The organism is Streptomyces sp. NPDC053367 (assembly GCF_044545925.1).
Lineage (GTDB): Bacteria > Actinomycetota > Actinomycetes > Streptomycetales > Streptomycetaceae > Streptomyces.
In genome coordinates this window covers 1,170,884-1,187,389 of sequence record NZ_JBITYN010000001.1, presented here as the reverse complement: position 1 = coordinate 1,187,389, position 16,506 = coordinate 1,170,884, and the positions used below count along the sequence as shown (strand labels likewise).

Annotated in this window: 15 protein-coding genes; 6 read left to right on the top strand and 9 right to left on the bottom strand. The window is 72.3% G+C overall.

The features are described from left to right. Positions 1–325: 325 nt before the first annotated feature. Genes ACIGXJ_RS05420 through ACIGXJ_RS05405 form a run of 4 tightly spaced genes read right to left on the bottom strand, consistent with a single transcriptional unit; the run spans position 326 to position 5,966 of the window. Positions 326–1,486, bottom strand: a complete 1,161-nt coding sequence (locus ACIGXJ_RS05420) for an acyl-CoA dehydrogenase family protein (protein ID WP_399641812.1) — start codon at positions 1,484–1,486, stop codon at positions 326–328. A 6-nt stretch (positions 1,487–1,492) separates the two neighbouring features. Beyond that, on the bottom strand, positions 1,493–2,431 hold the full coding sequence (locus ACIGXJ_RS05415; RefSeq protein ID WP_399641811.1) for a hydroxymethylglutaryl-CoA lyase: 939 nt from the start codon (positions 2,429–2,431) through the stop codon (positions 1,493–1,495). Continuing rightward, on the bottom strand, positions 2,431–4,344 hold the full coding sequence (locus ACIGXJ_RS05410) for an acetyl/propionyl/methylcrotonyl-CoA carboxylase subunit alpha (RefSeq protein ID WP_399641809.1): 1,914 nt from the start codon (positions 4,342–4,344) through the stop codon (positions 2,431–2,433). The genes ACIGXJ_RS05415 and ACIGXJ_RS05410 overlap by 1 nt, the downstream gene beginning before the upstream one ends. Positions 4,345–4,349: 5 nt before the next feature. Beyond that, a complete protein-coding gene (locus ACIGXJ_RS05405) occupies positions 4,350–5,966 on the bottom strand; it encodes a carboxyl transferase domain-containing protein (RefSeq protein ID WP_399641807.1) in 1,617 nt (538 codons plus the stop codon). Positions 5,967–6,054: 88 nt separating this feature from the next. On the opposite strand from ACIGXJ_RS05405, the gene ACIGXJ_RS05400 reads away from it, so the two are divergent. The 3 genes from ACIGXJ_RS05400 to tesB all read left to right on the top strand — a co-directional run bounded on the left by ACIGXJ_RS05400 (position 6,055) and on the right by tesB (position 8,893). Then, positions 6,055–6,648, top strand: coding sequence for a TetR/AcrR family transcriptional regulator (locus ACIGXJ_RS05400; RefSeq protein ID WP_399641805.1), 594 nt, complete (start codon positions 6,055–6,057; stop codon positions 6,646–6,648). 200 nt (positions 6,649–6,848) lie between these two features. Further along, positions 6,849–8,006 carry an acyl-CoA dehydrogenase family protein gene (locus ACIGXJ_RS05395; protein ID WP_399641803.1) on the top strand — a complete coding sequence of 386 codons (1,158 nt, stop codon included), beginning with the start codon at positions 6,849–6,851 and terminating at the stop codon, positions 8,004–8,006. Between the two features lie 8 nt (positions 8,007–8,014). Then, the gene (tesB, locus tag ACIGXJ_RS05390) at positions 8,015–8,893 is read left to right on the top strand and encodes an acyl-CoA thioesterase II (protein WP_399641801.1); all 879 of its coding nucleotides are present in this window, start codon (positions 8,015–8,017) and stop codon (positions 8,891–8,893) included. Positions 8,894–8,988: 95 nt separating this feature from the next. On the opposite strand, the gene ACIGXJ_RS05385 is transcribed toward tesB, so the two are convergent. Together ACIGXJ_RS05385 and ACIGXJ_RS05380 are read right to left on the bottom strand one after the other, a co-directional pair. After that, positions 8,989–9,777 carry a phosphatase gene (locus ACIGXJ_RS05385; protein WP_399641799.1) on the bottom strand — a complete coding sequence of 263 codons (789 nt, stop codon included), beginning with the start codon at positions 9,775–9,777 and terminating at the stop codon, positions 8,989–8,991. Between the two features lie 103 nt (positions 9,778–9,880). Continuing rightward, positions 9,881–11,356, bottom strand: a complete 1,476-nt coding sequence (locus ACIGXJ_RS05380; protein WP_399641797.1) for a PucR family transcriptional regulator ligand-binding domain-containing protein — start codon at positions 11,354–11,356, stop codon at positions 9,881–9,883. A gap of 110 nt (positions 11,357–11,466) precedes the next feature. On the opposite strand from ACIGXJ_RS05380, the gene speB reads away from it, so the two are divergent. Continuing rightward, positions 11,467–12,435 carry an agmatinase gene (speB, locus tag ACIGXJ_RS05375; protein WP_037676393.1) on the top strand — a complete coding sequence of 323 codons (969 nt, stop codon included), beginning with the start codon at positions 11,467–11,469 and terminating at the stop codon, positions 12,433–12,435. Further along, positions 12,432–14,126, top strand: coding sequence for a thiamine pyrophosphate-binding protein (locus tag ACIGXJ_RS05370; protein WP_399641795.1), 1,695 nt, complete (start codon positions 12,432–12,434; stop codon positions 14,124–14,126). The genes speB and ACIGXJ_RS05370 overlap by 4 nt, the downstream gene beginning before the upstream one ends. Here the strand turns inward: ACIGXJ_RS05370 and ACIGXJ_RS05365 are convergent. Together ACIGXJ_RS05365 and ACIGXJ_RS05360 are read right to left on the bottom strand one after the other, a co-directional pair. Next, on the bottom strand, positions 14,101–14,298 hold the full coding sequence (locus ACIGXJ_RS05365; protein WP_399641794.1) for a DUF397 domain-containing protein: 198 nt from the start codon (positions 14,296–14,298) through the stop codon (positions 14,101–14,103). The genes ACIGXJ_RS05370 and ACIGXJ_RS05365 overlap by 26 nt on opposite strands. After that, positions 14,291–15,085, bottom strand: coding sequence for a Scr1 family TA system antitoxin-like transcriptional regulator (locus tag ACIGXJ_RS05360; RefSeq protein WP_399641793.1), 795 nt, complete (start codon positions 15,083–15,085; stop codon positions 14,291–14,293). Before ACIGXJ_RS05360 ends, ACIGXJ_RS05365 begins: the two co-directional genes overlap by 8 nt. Positions 15,086–15,380: 295 nt before the next feature. On the opposite strand from ACIGXJ_RS05360, the gene ACIGXJ_RS05355 reads away from it, so the two are divergent. Then, positions 15,381–15,671, top strand: a complete 291-nt coding sequence (locus ACIGXJ_RS05355; protein ID WP_399641791.1) for a hypothetical protein — start codon at positions 15,381–15,383, stop codon at positions 15,669–15,671. 12 nt (positions 15,672–15,683) lie between these two features. On the opposite strand, the gene ACIGXJ_RS05350 is transcribed toward ACIGXJ_RS05355, so the two are convergent. Beyond that, positions 15,684–16,487, bottom strand: a complete 804-nt coding sequence (locus ACIGXJ_RS05350; protein ID WP_399641790.1) for an endonuclease I family protein — start codon at positions 16,485–16,487, stop codon at positions 15,684–15,686. Positions 16,488–16,506: the final 19 nt, after the last annotated feature.

The window sequence follows — 16,506 nt, the reverse complement described above, 5'->3', positions numbered from 1 at the left end:
AGGTAGGTTAGCCTAACCTCAGCCGGTGTCCAGAGGGCGGGGCGGTGTGATCACCGCCATGAGTGCCCGCGCCCTGGATGTAGTCCCCCGCAGCGTTGTTCACACGGCTGCGGGTCACTACACCCGGTCCTCCGCCACGAGTCAGGATGTGCTGGGCGGAGTCGAAGTCGGGCCGCTCGGCCGGGGCGCCGCCCCCGCCCGGGCCGCTCCCGGAGGAGCAGCCGAGCAGGGCGGCGGCCAGGGCCAGGCAGACGGGTGCCAGGCGTCGCACGCGGATCAGAACTTGTAGCAGTCGCCGTCGTAACAAGGTGAGGCGCGGCGACCGCTAGCCGGCCAGGCCCAGCTCCCGCGCGATCAGCATGCGCTGCACCTCGCTCGTGCCCTCGCCGATCTCCAGGATCTTGGAGTCGCGCCACATACGGGCGACCGGGTACTCGTTCATGAAGCCGTAGCCGCCGTGGATCTGGGTGGCGTCCCGGGCGTTGTCGACGGCGATCGTCGACGAGTACAGCTTGGCGAGCGCGGCCTCCTTCTTGAAGGGGGCGCCGGAGACCAGCCGGACGGCCGCGTCGCGCCAGGCGAGACGGGCGGTGTGGGCCTTCATCTCCATGTCGGCGATCTTGAACTGGATGGCCTGGTTGGCGCCGATCGGACGGCCGAAGGCGTGACGTTCCTGCGCGTACTTCACCGACTCGTCCACACAGCCCTGCGCCAGGCCCGTCGCCAGGGCGGCGATGGCGACGCGGCCCTCGTCGAGGATGCGCAGGAACTGGGCGTACCCGCGGCCCTCCTCGCCGAGCAGGTTCGCCGCGGGGACGCGCACGTCGACGAAGGACAGCTCACGGGTGTCCGAGGCGTTCCAGCCGACCTTCGAGTACGGCGCCGCGACCGTGAAGCCCGGGGTGCCCGAGGGGACGATGATCGCGGAGATCTGCGGCCTGCCGTCCGGCTTGCGGCCGGTGACCGCGGTGACCGTCACCAGGCCGGTGATGTCGGTGCCGGAGTTGGTGATGAAGCACTTGGTGCCGTTGATGACCCATTCGTTCGTCTCCGGGTCGAGGCGGGCCGTCGTCCGGGTCGCCCCGGCGTCGCTGCCGCCGTCCGGCTCGGTCAGCCCGAACGCGCCCAGGATCTCGCCCGAGCACAGCCGCGGCAGCCACTCGCGCTTCTGCTCGTCCGTGCCGAACAGATGGATCGGCATCGCGCCCAGCGAGACACCCGCCTCCAGCGTGATCGCGACGGAGGAGTCGACCCGCGCCAGCTCCTCCAGGGCCACGCCGAGGGCGAGGTAGTCGCCGCCCATGCCGCCGTACTCCTCGTCGAACGGCAGCCCGAACAGGCCCATGCGGCCCATCTCGCGCACGATCTCGTAAGGGAACTCGTGCCGCTCGTAGTGGTCACCGATCTTCGGTGCCACCACGTCGTGCGCGAACTCCTCCACCGTGCGGCGCAGTTCTTCCAGTTCGGGGGTGAGACGGTAGTCCATGGTGTGTCACTGCTCCTGGTGGGAGAGGGCTCGTACGGTGCGGGAAGGGCTGGGTCGGCCCAACTGGCCGGCCATCCACGCGCTCGTGGCGACGAGACGGCCGAGGTCTACGCCGGTGTCGATGCCGAGGCCCCGCAGCATCCACACCAGGTCTTCGGTGGCGAGGTTCCCGGTGGCGGACTTGGCGTACGGGCAGCCGCCGAGCCCGCCCGCGGAGGCGTCCACCGTGGTGACGCCGTGCCGGAGGGCCGCGTAGGTGTTGGCGAGCGCCTGCCCGTAGGTGTCGTGGAAGTGGACGGCGATCCGGTCCGTGCCCACCCCGGCGGTGTTCAGCGCGGTGAGCAGCGCGGTGACCTGGCCGGGGGTCGCCACGCCGATGGTGTCGCCGAGGCTGAGCTCGTCGCAGCCCATGTCGATGAGCGCCCGGCACACCCGGACGACCTGCTCCGCGGGGACCGGGCCCTCCCAGGGGTCGCCGAAGCACATGGAGAGGTAGCCGCGGACGTGGCCGCCCTCCGCCCTGGCCCGCGCGACGACCGGCTCGAACATGGCGAGGGCCTCGTCGACCGTGCGGTTGAGGTTGGCCTTGGCGAAGGACTCGGTGGCGCTGGCGAACACGGCGACCCGGCGCGCACCGAGGGCCAGCGCACGCTCCAGGCCCCGCTCGTTGGGCACCAGGACGGGCAGCTCCACCCCGTCCAGGTCACGCACGAGCGGGAACAGCTGCTCGGCGTCGGCCAGTTGGGGCACCCACTTGGGGTGGACGAAGCTCGTCGCCTCGATCGTGGTCAGGCCCGCGTCGGCCAGCCTGCGGACGAACGCCGCCTTGACCTCGGTCGGTACGGTCGCCTTCTCGTTCTGCAGGCCGTCGCGTGCGCCCACCTCGTGGATGCGCACCCGGGCGGGCAGGCCCGGCGCCGGGACGACCATCGGAAGCTCCGTCATCACTCCGCCTCCTCGTGCGGTGCGATGACCGCGAGCACCTGGTCCATGGCGACCGTCGTACCGGGGGTGACGTCCAGCCCGGTGACGGTGCCGGCGTGCGGGGCGCAGATGACGTGCTCCATCTTCATCGCCTCCACCACCAGCAGGCTCTGGCCCGCCGTCACCTCGTCGCCGACGGCGACCTTCACGACGGTGACCGTGCCGGGCATGGGCGCGGTCAGCGAGTCGCTGCCCGCGTGGGCGGCCCGGTCCAGGGACGCGGCGACCGGGTCGTGGTCGCGTACGTGCCAGGCGTCGCCGTCGCGGCCGAGCCAGTCGGCGGCGCGGTGGAAGGTGTGCCGGACGCCGTCCAGGGTGACCGAGACGGAGTCGGCCGTGACCGTGTGGGTGCCGCGCGGGGTGTGCTCCACCGGCTCGCTCACCCGCAGCGGGAACGCCACCGGCTTCGGGTCGCCGCCCAGCCGCCAGCCGCTCGGCACCGAGAACGGGTCGGTCCAGCCCTCTCCGGCGGGCCGCAGCGCGTCCAGCCGTACGGCCGCCGCCGCCTCGTACACCTCCTCGGGGACGCCGGTGACCACCAGGTCGTCGACCGCCCGCTCCACCAGGCCGGTGTCCATGTCGCCCGAGACGACGTCCGGGTGGGCCAGCAGCCTGCGCAGGAACCCGGCGTTGGTCTGCACGCCCAGCGTGACCGTCTCCGCGAGGGCCGCCCGCAGCCTGCGCAGGGCCGTCGCGCGGTCGGGGCCGTAGGCGATCACCTTGGACAGCATCGGGTCGTAGAGGCTGCCGACCTCGGTGCCCTCGGTGAGGCCGGAGTCGGTGCGGACGCCGTCGCCCTGCGGTTCGCGCAAGCTCAGGACGGTCCCGCCGGAGGGCAGGAACCCGCGCGCGGGGTCCTCCGCGCAGATACGGGCCTCCACGGCGTGCCCGGTCAGGCGTACGTCGTCCTGCCCGAAGGCGAGCGGCTCGCCGGCCGCCACCCGCAGCTGCCACTCCACCAGGTCCAGGCCCGTGATCAGCTCGGTGACCGGGTGCTCCACCTGGAGGCGGGTGTTCATCTCCATGAAGTAGTACGCCGACGGGTCGACGCCCGGCACGATGAACTCCACCGTGCCCGCGCCCCGGTAGCCGCAGGAGCGGGCCGCCTGCACGGCCGCCTCGCCCATCGCCGCGCGGGTGGCCTCGTCGAGCAGGACGGACGGCGCCTCCTCGATGATCTTCTGGTGGCGGCGCTGCAGCGAGCACTCGCGCTCGCCGAGGTGGACCACATTGCCGTGGCCGTCCGCCAGCACCTGGATCTCGATGTGCCGGGGCCGGTCGATCCACCGCTCCACGAGCAGGGTGTCGTCGCCGAAGGAGGCGCGGGCCTCGCGGCGGGCGGCCGCGATCTCGTCCTCCAGCAGGGTGAGGTCCCGCACCAGGCGCATGCCCTTGCCGCCGCCGCCCGCGCTGGGCTTGAGCAGCACGGGCGCGCCGAGATCCCGGGCGGCCTCGGCCAGGTCGGGGTCGCGGCCGCCGGGCACCACGGGCACCCCGGCCGCCTGCACGGTCTCCTTGGCGCGGATCTTGTCGCCCATCAGGGCGATGGCGTCCGCGGGCGGCCCGATGAACACGAGCCCGGCCTCTGCGCAGGCGCGTGCGAAGCCCGCGTTCTCCGCGAGGAAGCCGTATCCCGGGTGGACGGCCTGCGCGCCGGTGCGGGCGGCGGCCTCCAGGAGCCGCTCGACGGACAGATAGCTCTCGGCGGCCGGGGCCGGGCCGATCCGTACGGCGGTGTCGGCCTCCCGCACATGCCGCGCGTCGGAGTCGGCGTCGGAGAAGACGGCCACCGAGCGCACGCCCAGCTTGCGCAGGGTGCGGATGACGCGGACGGCGATCTCGCCGCGGTTGGCGACAAGGACGGTGTCGAACATGATCCTCACATCCGGAAGACGCCGAACTGGGGGTCACCCAGCGGGGCGTTGGCGCAGGCGGTCAGGGCCAGACCCAGCACCTGCCGGGTCTCCATCGGGTCGATGACCCCGTCGTCCCAGAGGCGGGCGGTCGCGTAGTAGGCGTTCCCCTGGCGCTCGTACTGCTCGCGCACGGGCGCCTTGAACGCCTCTTCCTCCTCCACGGGCCAGCTCTCCCCGCGGGCCTCCAGCTGGTCGCGCTTGACCGTCGCGAGGACCGAGGCGGCCTGCTCGCCGCCCATGACGGAGATCTTGGCGTTGGGCCACATCCACAGGAAGCGGGGGGAGTAGGCGCGGCCGCACATGGAGTAGTTGCCGGCACCGTACGAGCCGCCGACGACGACGGTCAGCTTCGGCACGCGTGTGCAGGCGACGGCGGTGACCATCTTGGCGCCGTGCTTGGCGATGCCGCCGGCCTCGTAGTCCCGGCCGACCATGAAGCCGGAGATGTTCTGCAGGAACAGCAGCGGGATGCCGCGCTGGTCGCACAGCTCGATGAAGTGGGCGCCCTTCTGGGCGGACTCGGCGAACAGGATGCCGTTGTTGGCGACGATCCCGACCGGGTGGCCGTGGATCCGGGCGAAGCCGGTGACCAGGGTCTGGCCGAACTCGGACTTGAACTCCTGGAAGCGGGAGCCGTCCGTGATGCGGGCGATGATCTCGCGGGCGTCGTAGGGCGTGCGGGAGTCCACCGGGACGGCGCCGTACAGCCCCGCCGGGTCCACCTTGGGCTCGACCGCCGGGCGCACCTCCCAGGGCAGGGACCCGCGCGTGGGCAGCGTGGAGACGATGTTGCGGACGATCCTGAGGGCGTGCGCGTCGTCCTCCGCGAGGTGGTCGGTGACGCCGGAGACCCGGGAGTGCACCTCGCCGCCGCCGAGCTCCTCCGCGGTGACGACCTCGCCGGTGGCCGCCTTCACCAGGGGCGGGCCGCCCAGGAAGATCGTGCCCTGGTTGCGGACGATCACGGCCTCGTCGCTCATGGCGGGGACGTACGCCCCGCCCGCGGTGCAGGAGCCGAGCACGGCCGCGATCTGCGGGATGCCGGCCCCCGACATCCGGGCCTGGTTGTAGAAGATCCGCCCGAAGTGCTCCCGGTCCGGGAACACCTCGTCCTGCATGGGCAGGAAGGCGCCGCCGGAGTCGACCAGGTACACGCACGGCAGGCGGTTCTCCAGGGCCACCTCCTGGGCGCGCAGGTGCTTCTTCACGGTCATCGGGTAGTACGTGCCGCCCTTGACGGTGGCGTCGTTGGCGACGACCACGCACTCGCGGCCGGCGACGCGCCCGATGCCGGCGATCACCCCGGCGGCCGGGGCCTGTCCGTCGTACATCCCGTCGGCCGCGAGGGGAGCGAGCTCCAGGAAGGGCGAACCGGGGTCGAGCAGGGTGTCCACGCGGTCGCGTGGCAGCAGCTTGCCGCGCGCGGTGTGGCGCGCCCGTGCCTTCTCGCCGCCGCCGAGGCGGGCCGCGGCCAGCTTGGCGTGCAGCTCCTCGACGAGCGCCCGGTGGGCCTCCTCGTTGGCCCGAAAGGCCTCCGACGCGGGATCGGCCGCGCTCTGAAGCTCCGGTGCCTCATCCATCCTTGCGGGTCCCCTCACCTTGTTAATGAGCGTTAACGCATTTCCTCCAGGTTAACGAGCGCTAACCTCCCTGTCTAGAATTGGTTCCATGGCCACCAGAACCGACGCCCCCACCCGCCGCGAGCAGATCCTCAAGGAGGCCGCGCGGCTGTTCGCCGAACGCGGCTTCCACGGCGTCGGTGTGGACGAGATAGGGGCCGCGGTCGGCATCAGCGGGCCGGGCCTCTACCGCCACTTCCCGGGCAAGGACGCGATGCTCGCCGAGCTGCTCGTCGGTATCAGCGGCCGTCTGCTGACCGGCGCCAAGAGGCGGGTGGCGGAGGCGGACGGTGTCCCGGCGACCAGGCTCCTGGACTCCCTCATCGAGGGACACATCGACTTCGCCCTCGACGACCGCCCCCTGATCACCCTGCACGACCGTGAGCTGGACCGCCTCCGGGACAGCGACCGCAAGCTGGTCCGCCAGTTCCAGCGGCAGTACGTCGAGCTCTGGGTCGAGGTCGTCCGCACGGTCTACCCCGACCTCGCCGAACCGGCCGCCCGCTCGGCCGTCCACTCCGTCTTCGGCCTCCTCAACTCCACCCCCCACCTGGGCCGGGGCGGCTCCCTCCCGGGCCGCGACGCGACGGCGGAGCTGTTGCACCGGATGGCGCGGGGGGCGTTCGCGGCGGCGGAGGGCTGAGCCGCGCCGAAGCGCCGGTCTGCGGCGACAGGGTGCCGTTCGGGCCCTGGACGGTCGAGACGACCGAGTTCCGCCGGTACGCCGGACCCGGCGAGTGACGAGCGTTACGGCCCTCCGGCTCTGGACGCCGTTGACTACTCGCCGGTACCTTGGGTCTCTGAGCAAGCGCTTAGACATGTGACCGTGCTGGAGGTGGCGGCGTGCGCCGTACGGTGTTCAACGAGGATCACGAGGCGTTCCGGGAGACCCTTCGCGCCTTCATCGAGGCCGAGGTCGTACCGGTGTACGACGAGTGGTTCGCGGCCGGCCAGGCGCCGCGCGAGTTCTACTACAAGCTCGGTGAGCTGGGCGTCTTCGGCATCAGCGTGCCGGAGGAGTACGGCGGCGCGGGCATCGACAGCCACAAGTTCGAGGCCGTCCTGTACGAGGAGACGGCCCGCGCGGGCGTCCAGTTCGGCGGCTCCGGCGTGCACGTGCTGCTCGCCCTGCCCTACCTCAAGATGCTGGCGACGGACGAGCAGAAGAAGCGCTACCTGCCGAAGTTCGTCTCCGGCGAGGAGATGTGGGCCATCGCGATGACCGAGCCGGGCACCGGCTCCGACCTCGCGGGCATGAAGTCCACCGCCAAGCTCTCCGAGGACGGCACCCACTACGTCCTCAACGGCGCCAAGACCTTCATCACCGGCGGCGTCCACGCCGACCGCGTGATCGTGTGCGCCCGCACCGCGGCGCCCACCGCCGAGGACCGCCGCCACGGCATCTCGCTGTTCGCCGTGGACACCAAGTCCGAGGGCTACTCGATCGGCCGCAAGCTGGACAAGCTGGGCCTGCGCACCTCCGACACCGCCGAGCTGGCGTTCGTCGACGTCAAGGTGCCGGTCGAGGACCTGCTGGGCGAGGAGAACAAGGGCTTCTACTACCTCGGCCACAACCTCGCCTCCGAGCGCTGGGGCATCGCCTTCGGCGCCTACGCCCAGGCCAAGGCCGCCGTCCGCTTCGCCAAGCAGTACGTGCAGGAGCGCACCGTCTTCGGCAAGCCGGTCGCCCACTTCCAGAACACCAAGTTCGAGCTGGCCGCCTGCCAGGCCGAGGTGGACGCCGCCGAGGCCGTCGCCGACCGCGCGACCGAGGCCCTGGACGCCGGCGAGCTCACCCCCGCCGAGGCCGCCTCCGCGAAGCTGTTCTGCACCGAGGTCGCCCACCGCGTCATCGACCGCTGCCTCCAGCTGCACGGCGGCTACGGCTACATGAACGAGTACCCGATCGCCCGCCTGTACGCGGACAACCGTGTCAACCGCATCTACGGCGGCACCAGCGAGATCATGAAGACGATCATCGCCAAGGACATGGGCCTGTAAGGACACGGGTGAGTCAGGCACTCCAGGATCTCCTCGATCTGCTCGACCTCGAGCAGATCGAGGAGAACATCTTCCGCGGCCAGTCCCGCTCCGCCGTCGTCCCCCGGGTCTTCGGCGGGCAGGTCGCGGCCCAGGCGCTGGTCGCCGCCGGGCGCACGGTCCCGGCCGAGCGGCTCCCCCACTCGCTCCACGCGTACTTCCTGCGCATGGGCGACCCGGGCGCGCCCATCGTCTACGACGTCGAGCGCATCCGCGACGGCCGCTCCTTCACCACCCGCCGGGTGGTCGCGGTCCAGCACGGCCGGCCGATCTTCTCGCTGTCCGCGTCCTTCCAGACCTACGAGGAGGGCCTGGACCACCAGGCGGCCATGCCGGCCGCACCCGACCCGGCGACGCTGCCGACCTCCAACGACCGGCTGCGCGGCTACGAGCACCTCGACCCCCGGGTCGTGGAGCACTTCCTCGCCGCCCGCGAGGCGATCGACCTGCGCTACGTCGACGAGCCGCCGTACGGCCGGTTCGGTGAACCGCGCGAACCGCACTCCCAGGTCTGGTTCCGCACCAACGGCAAGCTCGCCGACGACCCCCTGCTCCACGTGGTCCTCGCCACCTACGTCTCCGACATGACCCTGCTCGACTCGGTCCTGCTCGCGCACGGCCGGGGCGGCTGGGCCGTCGGCGACGTCGTCGGCGCCTCCCTGGACCACGCGATGTGGTTCCACCGCCCCTTCCGCGCGGACGAATGGCTCCTGTACGACCAGGAGTCCCCGTCCGCGTCCGGCGGGCGCGGCCTCGGGCAGGCCCGCATCTACACCCAGGACGGCCGCCTCGCCGTCTCGGTCATCCAGGAGGGCGTGGTCCGCGTCCCGCGCGGGCGGAGCGAGTAGCGCTTGGTTCGCCCGCGTGGCGATCTACCGTTCCCGTGTAGCCCACGGGGGAGGGACGACGGATCCGGGGAGGACGATGAGGTCCGGCGGGGCCTCTAGGCCAGCCCCGCCTCCGACAGCAGGTAGGCCGTCATGGGGTCGTAGTGGCGGGGGCTGACCACATGGTCGTCGAGGGGGACCGTCACCTGGACGGTGCCCTCGGCCTCGGCGACGAAGAGGGCCGGGTCGTTGCAGTCGGCGTAGCCGACCGAGTCGACGCCGTGCTGTCCCGCGTAGCCCGCCCAGCCGTGGTCGGCGACCACCAGGTCGGGCAGCGGGCGGCCCTCGCGCTCGAGGGCGGTGAGGATGGCCTTCATCGGCTCGCCCGAGTGGGTGTGCCAGAGGGTCGCGCCGTGCTCCAGGACCGCCACGTCGGCGAACTGCATGACGTAACCCTCGTCCGTCTGCAACCCGTCCGGGATGACGACGATCTCGCAGCCGGCCGCGCGCAGGGCGGCGGCGGTCGCGCGGTGCACGTCGAGCAGGCCGCCCGGGTGACCGGTCGCGAACAGCACCCGCTGCCCGCTGCCGGCGGCCTTGCGCAGCCGTGCCGCCAGCCGCTCCAGCGCGGCGACCGTCAGTTCCGGGTCGATGGTGTCCTGGCCGTACCGGTGCTCCGGGTCGTCGCTGACCCCGCAGCGCTCCGCCATCACCGCGAGCACGTCCTGCTCGTCGGTCCAGCGGTCGCCCAGCTCCAGCCCCAGCCAGTAGTGCCGGTTGCCGTTGGCCAGCTGACGGTAGTGCGAGAGGTTGTTCTCGCGCGGCGTGGCCACGTCCCCCGCGATACGGGTCCTGACGAGGTGTTCGACGAGTTCGGCGCGGCTGGGTGTCCCGGGTATCGGCATGATTCCCATTGTGAGGCAGACCTCCCCGCCGGTCCCTGTCGTCCCGAGCGCTGGGACGCGCGTCACGTCGCGCGGGGCGTCGGCGCACGCCCCCTGTGCCGCCTCACGCCGTGCGCCGCAGCGCGAACCACAGCTCCATGCGTACGTCCGGGTCGTCCAGGTCCGCCCCCAGCAGGGCCGCGCACCGCGCGACGCGCTGCCGCACGGTGTTGCGGTGCACGGCGAGGGCGACCGCGGTGCGGTCCCAACTGCCGTGCAGCGACAGCCAGGTGCGCAGCGTCTCGCGCAGCGCGGGCTGGTCCAGGAGCGGGGCGAGCAGCGTACGGGCGTGCGCCGCGGCCTCGTCCGGCGGCAGGAGTTCGGCGAGTCCGGCGCGGGTGCCCTGCCGGACGAGGGGCGTCCGGGTGGCGCGGGCCCGGGCCAGGGCACGGGCCGCCTGCGCGTCGGCGGCCGGCCACTCGGCGGGCTCCACGGCCGCGCTGACGCCCAGCGTCCAGCCCTGCTGCGGCTCCGCCTCCCGCCCGGCCGGCAGCAGCACCCGTACGACGCCGTCGGCCAGGTCGACCAGCGGGGAGCCCAGGGCCGCCCCGAGCGCCGACGCGGCCACCGGGTCGGGTGCGGCGGACCCGTCCGGGCGGGCGTGCACCACGTGCCAGGGCCCCGCCCCGAGCAGCCCGGCCACCTCGGCGGGCGCCGCGCCCAGCAGCAGCCGTACGAGCGCCGAGGAGCGGGCCGCGCCCGGACCGCTCTGGTGCTCCCCGGTCAGCAGCGACAGCAGCACGGCCGCGACCGACGCGATGGTGTGGTCGCCGGGGTCGCGGCGGGGCGCCGCCACGGCGAGCACGAACCCGCCCCCGGCCCCGAGGGCGTACGCGGTGAGGTGGGCTCCTGCGGCGGTGTCGCTGGCGGAGGCGGAGGCCCGCGCGACGACGGCCCCGGCCAGCTCCGCGAGCGCGGCCCCCACCTCGGCGTCGGGGCGTCCCGCCGCCGCGATCTCGGCGCCCTCGGGCCCGTACAGCACCGCCCGTCCCCCGACCCGCTGCGCGAGCTGCCGCAGCACCGACGGCACCGGGTCCGGGCGGGCCGCGGCCGCGGCGAGGGACTGCTGCGCCTCGGTGACGCGGCGCAGCTCGGCGGTGCGGGCGCGGGCCATGAGCTGCCAGACCGCGCGGGCGACCCCGGAGAACGTGGTCTGCGGCGGCACCTCCAGCAGCGGCAGGCCGTACGTCTCGCAGGCCGCGACCAGGGCGCGCGGGACGGTGTCGTGGACGGGCGCGAGGCCGAAGCCGAGGGCCGCGCCGCCCGCGGCGACGATCCGGGAGACGTAGTCGTCGAAGTAGGTGTCCGGACCCATGGCCCGCGGGATGTGCACGCCGGCCGTCAGCAGCAGCTCGCCGCCCAGCAGGTACGGGTACGGGTCGGCCATCTCGGAGGTGTGCGCCCAGTGGACGGCGACACCCGCGGCCGGCGGCCCGGCGATCTGGCGCAGGCCCAGGTCCTCCCGGGCCAGGAGTGACGTCAGGGGCACGGGTGGCGTGGGGGGAACGGCCGGCTCCGACACGATGTGCACTTCCTCCATCCCGTACGGCCGCGATGGATGAAACGTACACTTCGCAGTCGCTCCCGGGCCACCTAGGGTCGATGCTGGTCATCAGCGCCGAAGGCGCACAAGAAGGAAGGCAACCGACCATGAGCAGCAACGAGACGCCCCGCGGCCCCGTCGACTCGTCCCGCGTCCCGCGGTACGCCGGCCCCGCGACCTTCGCCCGGCTGCCCCGCCTGGACGAGGTCGGCCGCGCCGACGTCGCCGTCGTGGGCGTGCCGTTCGACTCCGGCGTCTCCTACCGGCCGGGCGCCCGCTTCGGCGGCAACGCCATCCGCGAGGCATCCCGGCTGCTGCGCCCCTACAACCCCGCGCAGGACGCCTCCCCCTTCGCCCTCGCCCAGGTCGCGGACGGCGGCGACATCGCCGTGAACCCGTTCAACATCAACGAGGCCGTCGAGACCGTCGAGGCCGCCGCCGACGACCTGCTCGGCACCGGCGCCCGTCTGATGACCCTGGGCGGCGACCACACCATCGCGCTGCCGCTGCTGCGCTCGGTCGCCAAGAAGCACGGCCCCGTCGCCCTGCTGCACTTCGACGCGCACCTCGACACCTGGGACACCTACTTCGGCGCCGAGTACACCCACGGCACGCCGTTCCGCCGCGCGGTCGAGGAGGGCATCCTCGACACCGAGGCGCTGTCCCACGTCGGCACCCGCGGCCCGCTGTACGGCAAGCAGGACCTCACCGACGACGAGAAGATGGGCTTCGGCATCGTCACCTCGGCGGACATCTACCGCCGCGGCGCCGACGAGGTCGCCGACCAGCTGCGCCAGCGCATCGGCGACCGCCCGCTGTACATCTCCATCGACATCGACTGCCTGGACCCGGCCCACGCGCCCGGCACCGGCACCCCCGAGGCGGGCGGCATGACCTCCCGCGAGCTCCTGGAGATCCTGCGCGGTCTGGCATCCTGCAACCTGGTCTCCGCCGACGTCGTCGAGGTCGCCCCCGCCTACGACCACGCCGAGATCACCTCGGTCGCGGCCTCCCACACCGCGTACGAGCTGACCACCATCATGTCCCGCCAGATTGCCGAGGCCCGCGCGAAGTGACTCACGACCACGACCTGGTTCTCCGCCCGACGCCGGCCCAGACGGAGGCGGCCCTGAACCCTCCGCCCGGCCGCAACGGCGGAGACCTGGTCGTGGAGACCCTGGCCGGGCTCGGCGCGACGACCGTCTTCGGCCTGCCCGGCCAGCACGCCCTCGGCATGTTCGACGCCCTGCGCCGCTCCGGGCTGCGGTACGTCGGCCTGCGCGTGGAGAACAACGCGGGCTTCGCCGCCGACGCGTACGGCCGCATCACCGGCGAGGCGGCGCCCCTGCTGCTGTCGACGGGACCGGGCGCGCTGACGTCGCTGGCCGCGCTCCAGGAGGCGGCCATGGCCTCGGCCCCCGTCCTCGCCGTCAGCAGCCAGATCCCGACGGCGGGCCTGGGCGGCGGCCGTCACGGCTACCTCCACGAACTCCCCGACCAGGCCGCCTCGTTCCGCGGCGTGGTCAAGTCCGTCCACACCGCGCGCACCCAGTCCCAGATCCCGTCGGCGATCGCGGAGGCGTGGCGCTCGGCGCTGACCGCCCCGCACGGGCCTGTGTGGGTGGAGATCCCGCAGGACGTGCTGCTCGCTCCGACGGCACTCCCGGTGGTGACGGGCGTGGACGCCACCCCGGAGGAACTGGCGCCGCGCGTGGAACTGACCGCCCTGGCCGCCCACTTGCTGTCGAACGCCGCCCGCCCGGCGGTCATCGCGGGCGGCGGGGTCGTACGGTCGGACGCCTCGGGCAAGCTCCGGCAGCTCGCGGAGCGGCTCCAGGCCCCCGTGGTGACCACCTTCGGCGGCAAGGGCGCCTTCCCGTGGACCCACCCGCTGTCCCTCCAGTCCTGGCTGGAGGACCGCCACACCACCGAATTCCTGGAGGACGCGGACGTCCTGCTGGTGGTCGGCTCGGGCCTCGGCGAACTCTCCTCCAACTACCACACGTTCAAGCCGCGCGGCCGCGTCATCCAGATCGAGGCCGACCTCGGCAAGCTGGAGTCCAACCATCCCGCGCTCGGCATCCACGCGGACGCCCGGCTGGCGTTGCAGGCCCTGCTGGAGACGGTCACGCCACGGGAGTACCCCACGGCGGCGGACCGCGTACGCGACCTGCTGGCCAAGGTGCGCGACCGGATCGCCTCCCAGGAACTGGCCCTGGAACAGCAGGTGCTCGCCTCCGTACGCAAGGCCCTGCCGGCCGGCTCCCCGTCCTTCTGGGACATGACGATCCTGGCCTACTGGGCCTGGTCGGCCTTCGACCCCAAGGGCCCCAACCAGATGCACTCCGCCCAGGGGGCGGGCGGCCTCGGCTACGGCTTCCCGGCCGCACTGGGCGCGGCCGTCGCCGACCCGACCCGCCCGGTCCTCGCCGTGTCCGGCGACGGAGGCGCCCTCTACTCGATCGCCGAGCTGGCCACGGCCCGCCAGCACGACCTGAACGTCACCTGGCTGATCGTCGACGACGGCGGCTACGGCATCCTGCGCGAGTACATGACCGACGCGTTCGGCTCCGCCACGGGGACCGAGCTGGCCCGCCCCGACTTCGTCGCCCTGGCGGAGTCCTTCGGCGTGCCGGGGGTCCGGACGAGCCCGGAGACACTGGAGTCCGACCTGGCGAAGGCGCTGGCCGCGCCGGGCCCGTCAGTGGTCGTACTCCCGGCGGTCCTGCGCATGTTCGCGCCTACGCACCTGCCTTCAACGCCCTGACGAAGGACGTCCAGCCCTCCCGCGAGAACACCAGGGCAGGGCCGTGGGGGTTCTTGGAGTCGCGGACGGGGACGCCGGCGGGGTGGTGGTCGAGGACTTCGAGGCAGCTGCCCCCTTCGTTGCCGCTGTAGGAGGACTTACGCCAATCAGCCGGGGTGGTGTGTTCAGTCACGGTGTCCGTAGTCCTTCGCTGTCGCCCTCATCAGGGCGAGCGACTCATTGAGTGGCATCGCGTCGCCCAGTGCCAGATGGTAAGTGGCCTCAAGCCGTCGAACCACGGCAGGGCTGTCGTGGACTTTGCCCATGTTCAGGGCCTCGCCGTAAGCCACCGGCGGTTGGTCCTCGAAGTCCAGCAGGGTCAGCATGCCTTGCATGAGCGGGTGGCATCCCAGCCCGAACGGCAGCACGTGAAGTCGCACACGCCGGGTCTCGGCCAGCTGCACGAGATGGATGAGCTGCTCCGCCATGACCTCGGGGCCGCCGACAGCCCGGCGTAGAACTGCCTCGTCAAGAAGCGCCCAGACTACGGGCGTCCCCGGATCGTCCAGGACCTTTGCGCGCTCAAGCCGTGTGACAACGAGCCTGTCACATTCCTCTTCACTCGGCGGAGGGAACCCCACGCTCAGAACCGCACGGGCGTACGCCTTCGTCTGCAGAATGCCCGGTACGAACGACAGCGCGAACTCCCGGATCATCACCGCTTGTTGTTCGAGCTGACGGGCCGACTCGAAGTAGTCCGCAACCGCTGCCTCCTCCTCCGGAAGGAAGCTGCTCAGCACATCCCCCGTGTTCAGCGCCCTGTCCAGCCGTCGCGCATCCTCCCGGGAGGGAACCCGCCGCCCCGCCTCGATGTGCGCGATGTGCGAACGCGTCATGACGGCCATGTCGGCCAACTGCTGCTGCGTCAGGCCGGAGGCCTCCCGCTGCTGCCGGAGCCAGTCACCGTACGTGTTCGCCATGGCCACCCCTTTGTGACAAATGCCTGGTCACACCGCACCCTCTGGCGAGGCTAGCCCGGGACACCCCACGCTGTGAGCGGATCGCTACAGAAAGCGATACCCCCGCGACCGTGCGACCGGTCCGGGGGCGTGGTCATCAACTCTTCTCAGGGGCCGACGACATGGGTCACCGTATCGCCGTTTTCTTCCTGCGTACGCTGCTTCGGCGTCCAGCGCCACCGCCTCGGCGCCCGGCGCAGCCGCCCGGCATCGGCATCGGCTCCCTGGGCATGCCGCCCGCGACGGAGGTGACCCGGTGAGCGACGCACGTCTGCTGCCCTGGACCGGCACGGAGGGCAAGCCCTGCTACCTGATCACCGACGGGACGGGCTACCTCTCACGAGTGGCCGACACCGTCGAGTGCGTGCAGCTCGGCATGGCCGGCGAACTCCTGGAGCACGCCGCCGACCTGATGGCCGACGACAAGGCGACCAACGCCCAGCTGCGGTTCATGCTGGCCCGGATGCGCGAGGCGCTGACGGACGTGCACCGGATCGCCGTGAGCCGGGGTGCACGTCCGTCCGCGCCGGGCGGCGAGGAGCTGTGACGCGGGCCGGGACTACCAGATCGCCTCCACCCACTCCGGGTGGTCGATGAACGGGTTCCGGTTGTGCTGGTAGGTGTCGTAGATGACCTGGTTGCGGCGCTCCTCGAAGGCGTCCGGCGGGTCCTCGGCGTTCCAGGTCTTCAGGACGGAGAGGCGGCCGTGGTACGGGGTGCCGCCGGTGTTGACCGCGTCCTTGGGCTCCAGGTTCGGCCAGCCGTCGTCGCCCTCGTAGCGGACGGCCATGTAGAGGATCATGCGGGCCACGTCGCCCTTGACCGCGTCGCGCGGCTCGAAGGAGTCGGAGTCCATCAGGCTGCCGCCGCTGTTGGTGAAGCTGGAGCCGCCGTTGTCGAAGTCCAGGTTGCCGCGCCGGGCGTTGACGGTGACGTCCTCCGGGCGGATGTGGTGAAGGTCCGTGCCCGGTCCCGCGGAGGTGCCGAAGTCGCCGTGGGACTGGGCCCACACGTGCTCGCGGTTCCAGTCGCCGGTGTTGCCGCCGTTGAGGGTCTTGCTGCGGGAGATGCCCGAGTACAGCAGCTTCACGTTGTTGCTGTTGTTCGGGTCCTGGTCGGTGACCTTCAGGGCCTCCCAGAGCCCCGAGTAGGACAGCTTGGTCTGGCTGCTGATGATGGTGTGCAGCGAGGACTTCAGGCTGGTGCCGGTCTTGCCGATCGCGTTCTTGTAGTACGTCGAGTCGTACGCGGTCGTCGTCGCGGCGGCGGGCGTCGCGGTGAGCGTGGGGGCGGTGAGCCCGGTCAGCAGGGCGGCGGTGGCGAGGGCCACCGACCTCCAGCGGCGGGCGCGGGGAGACGGCATGTGGGGTCCGTTCTACGCG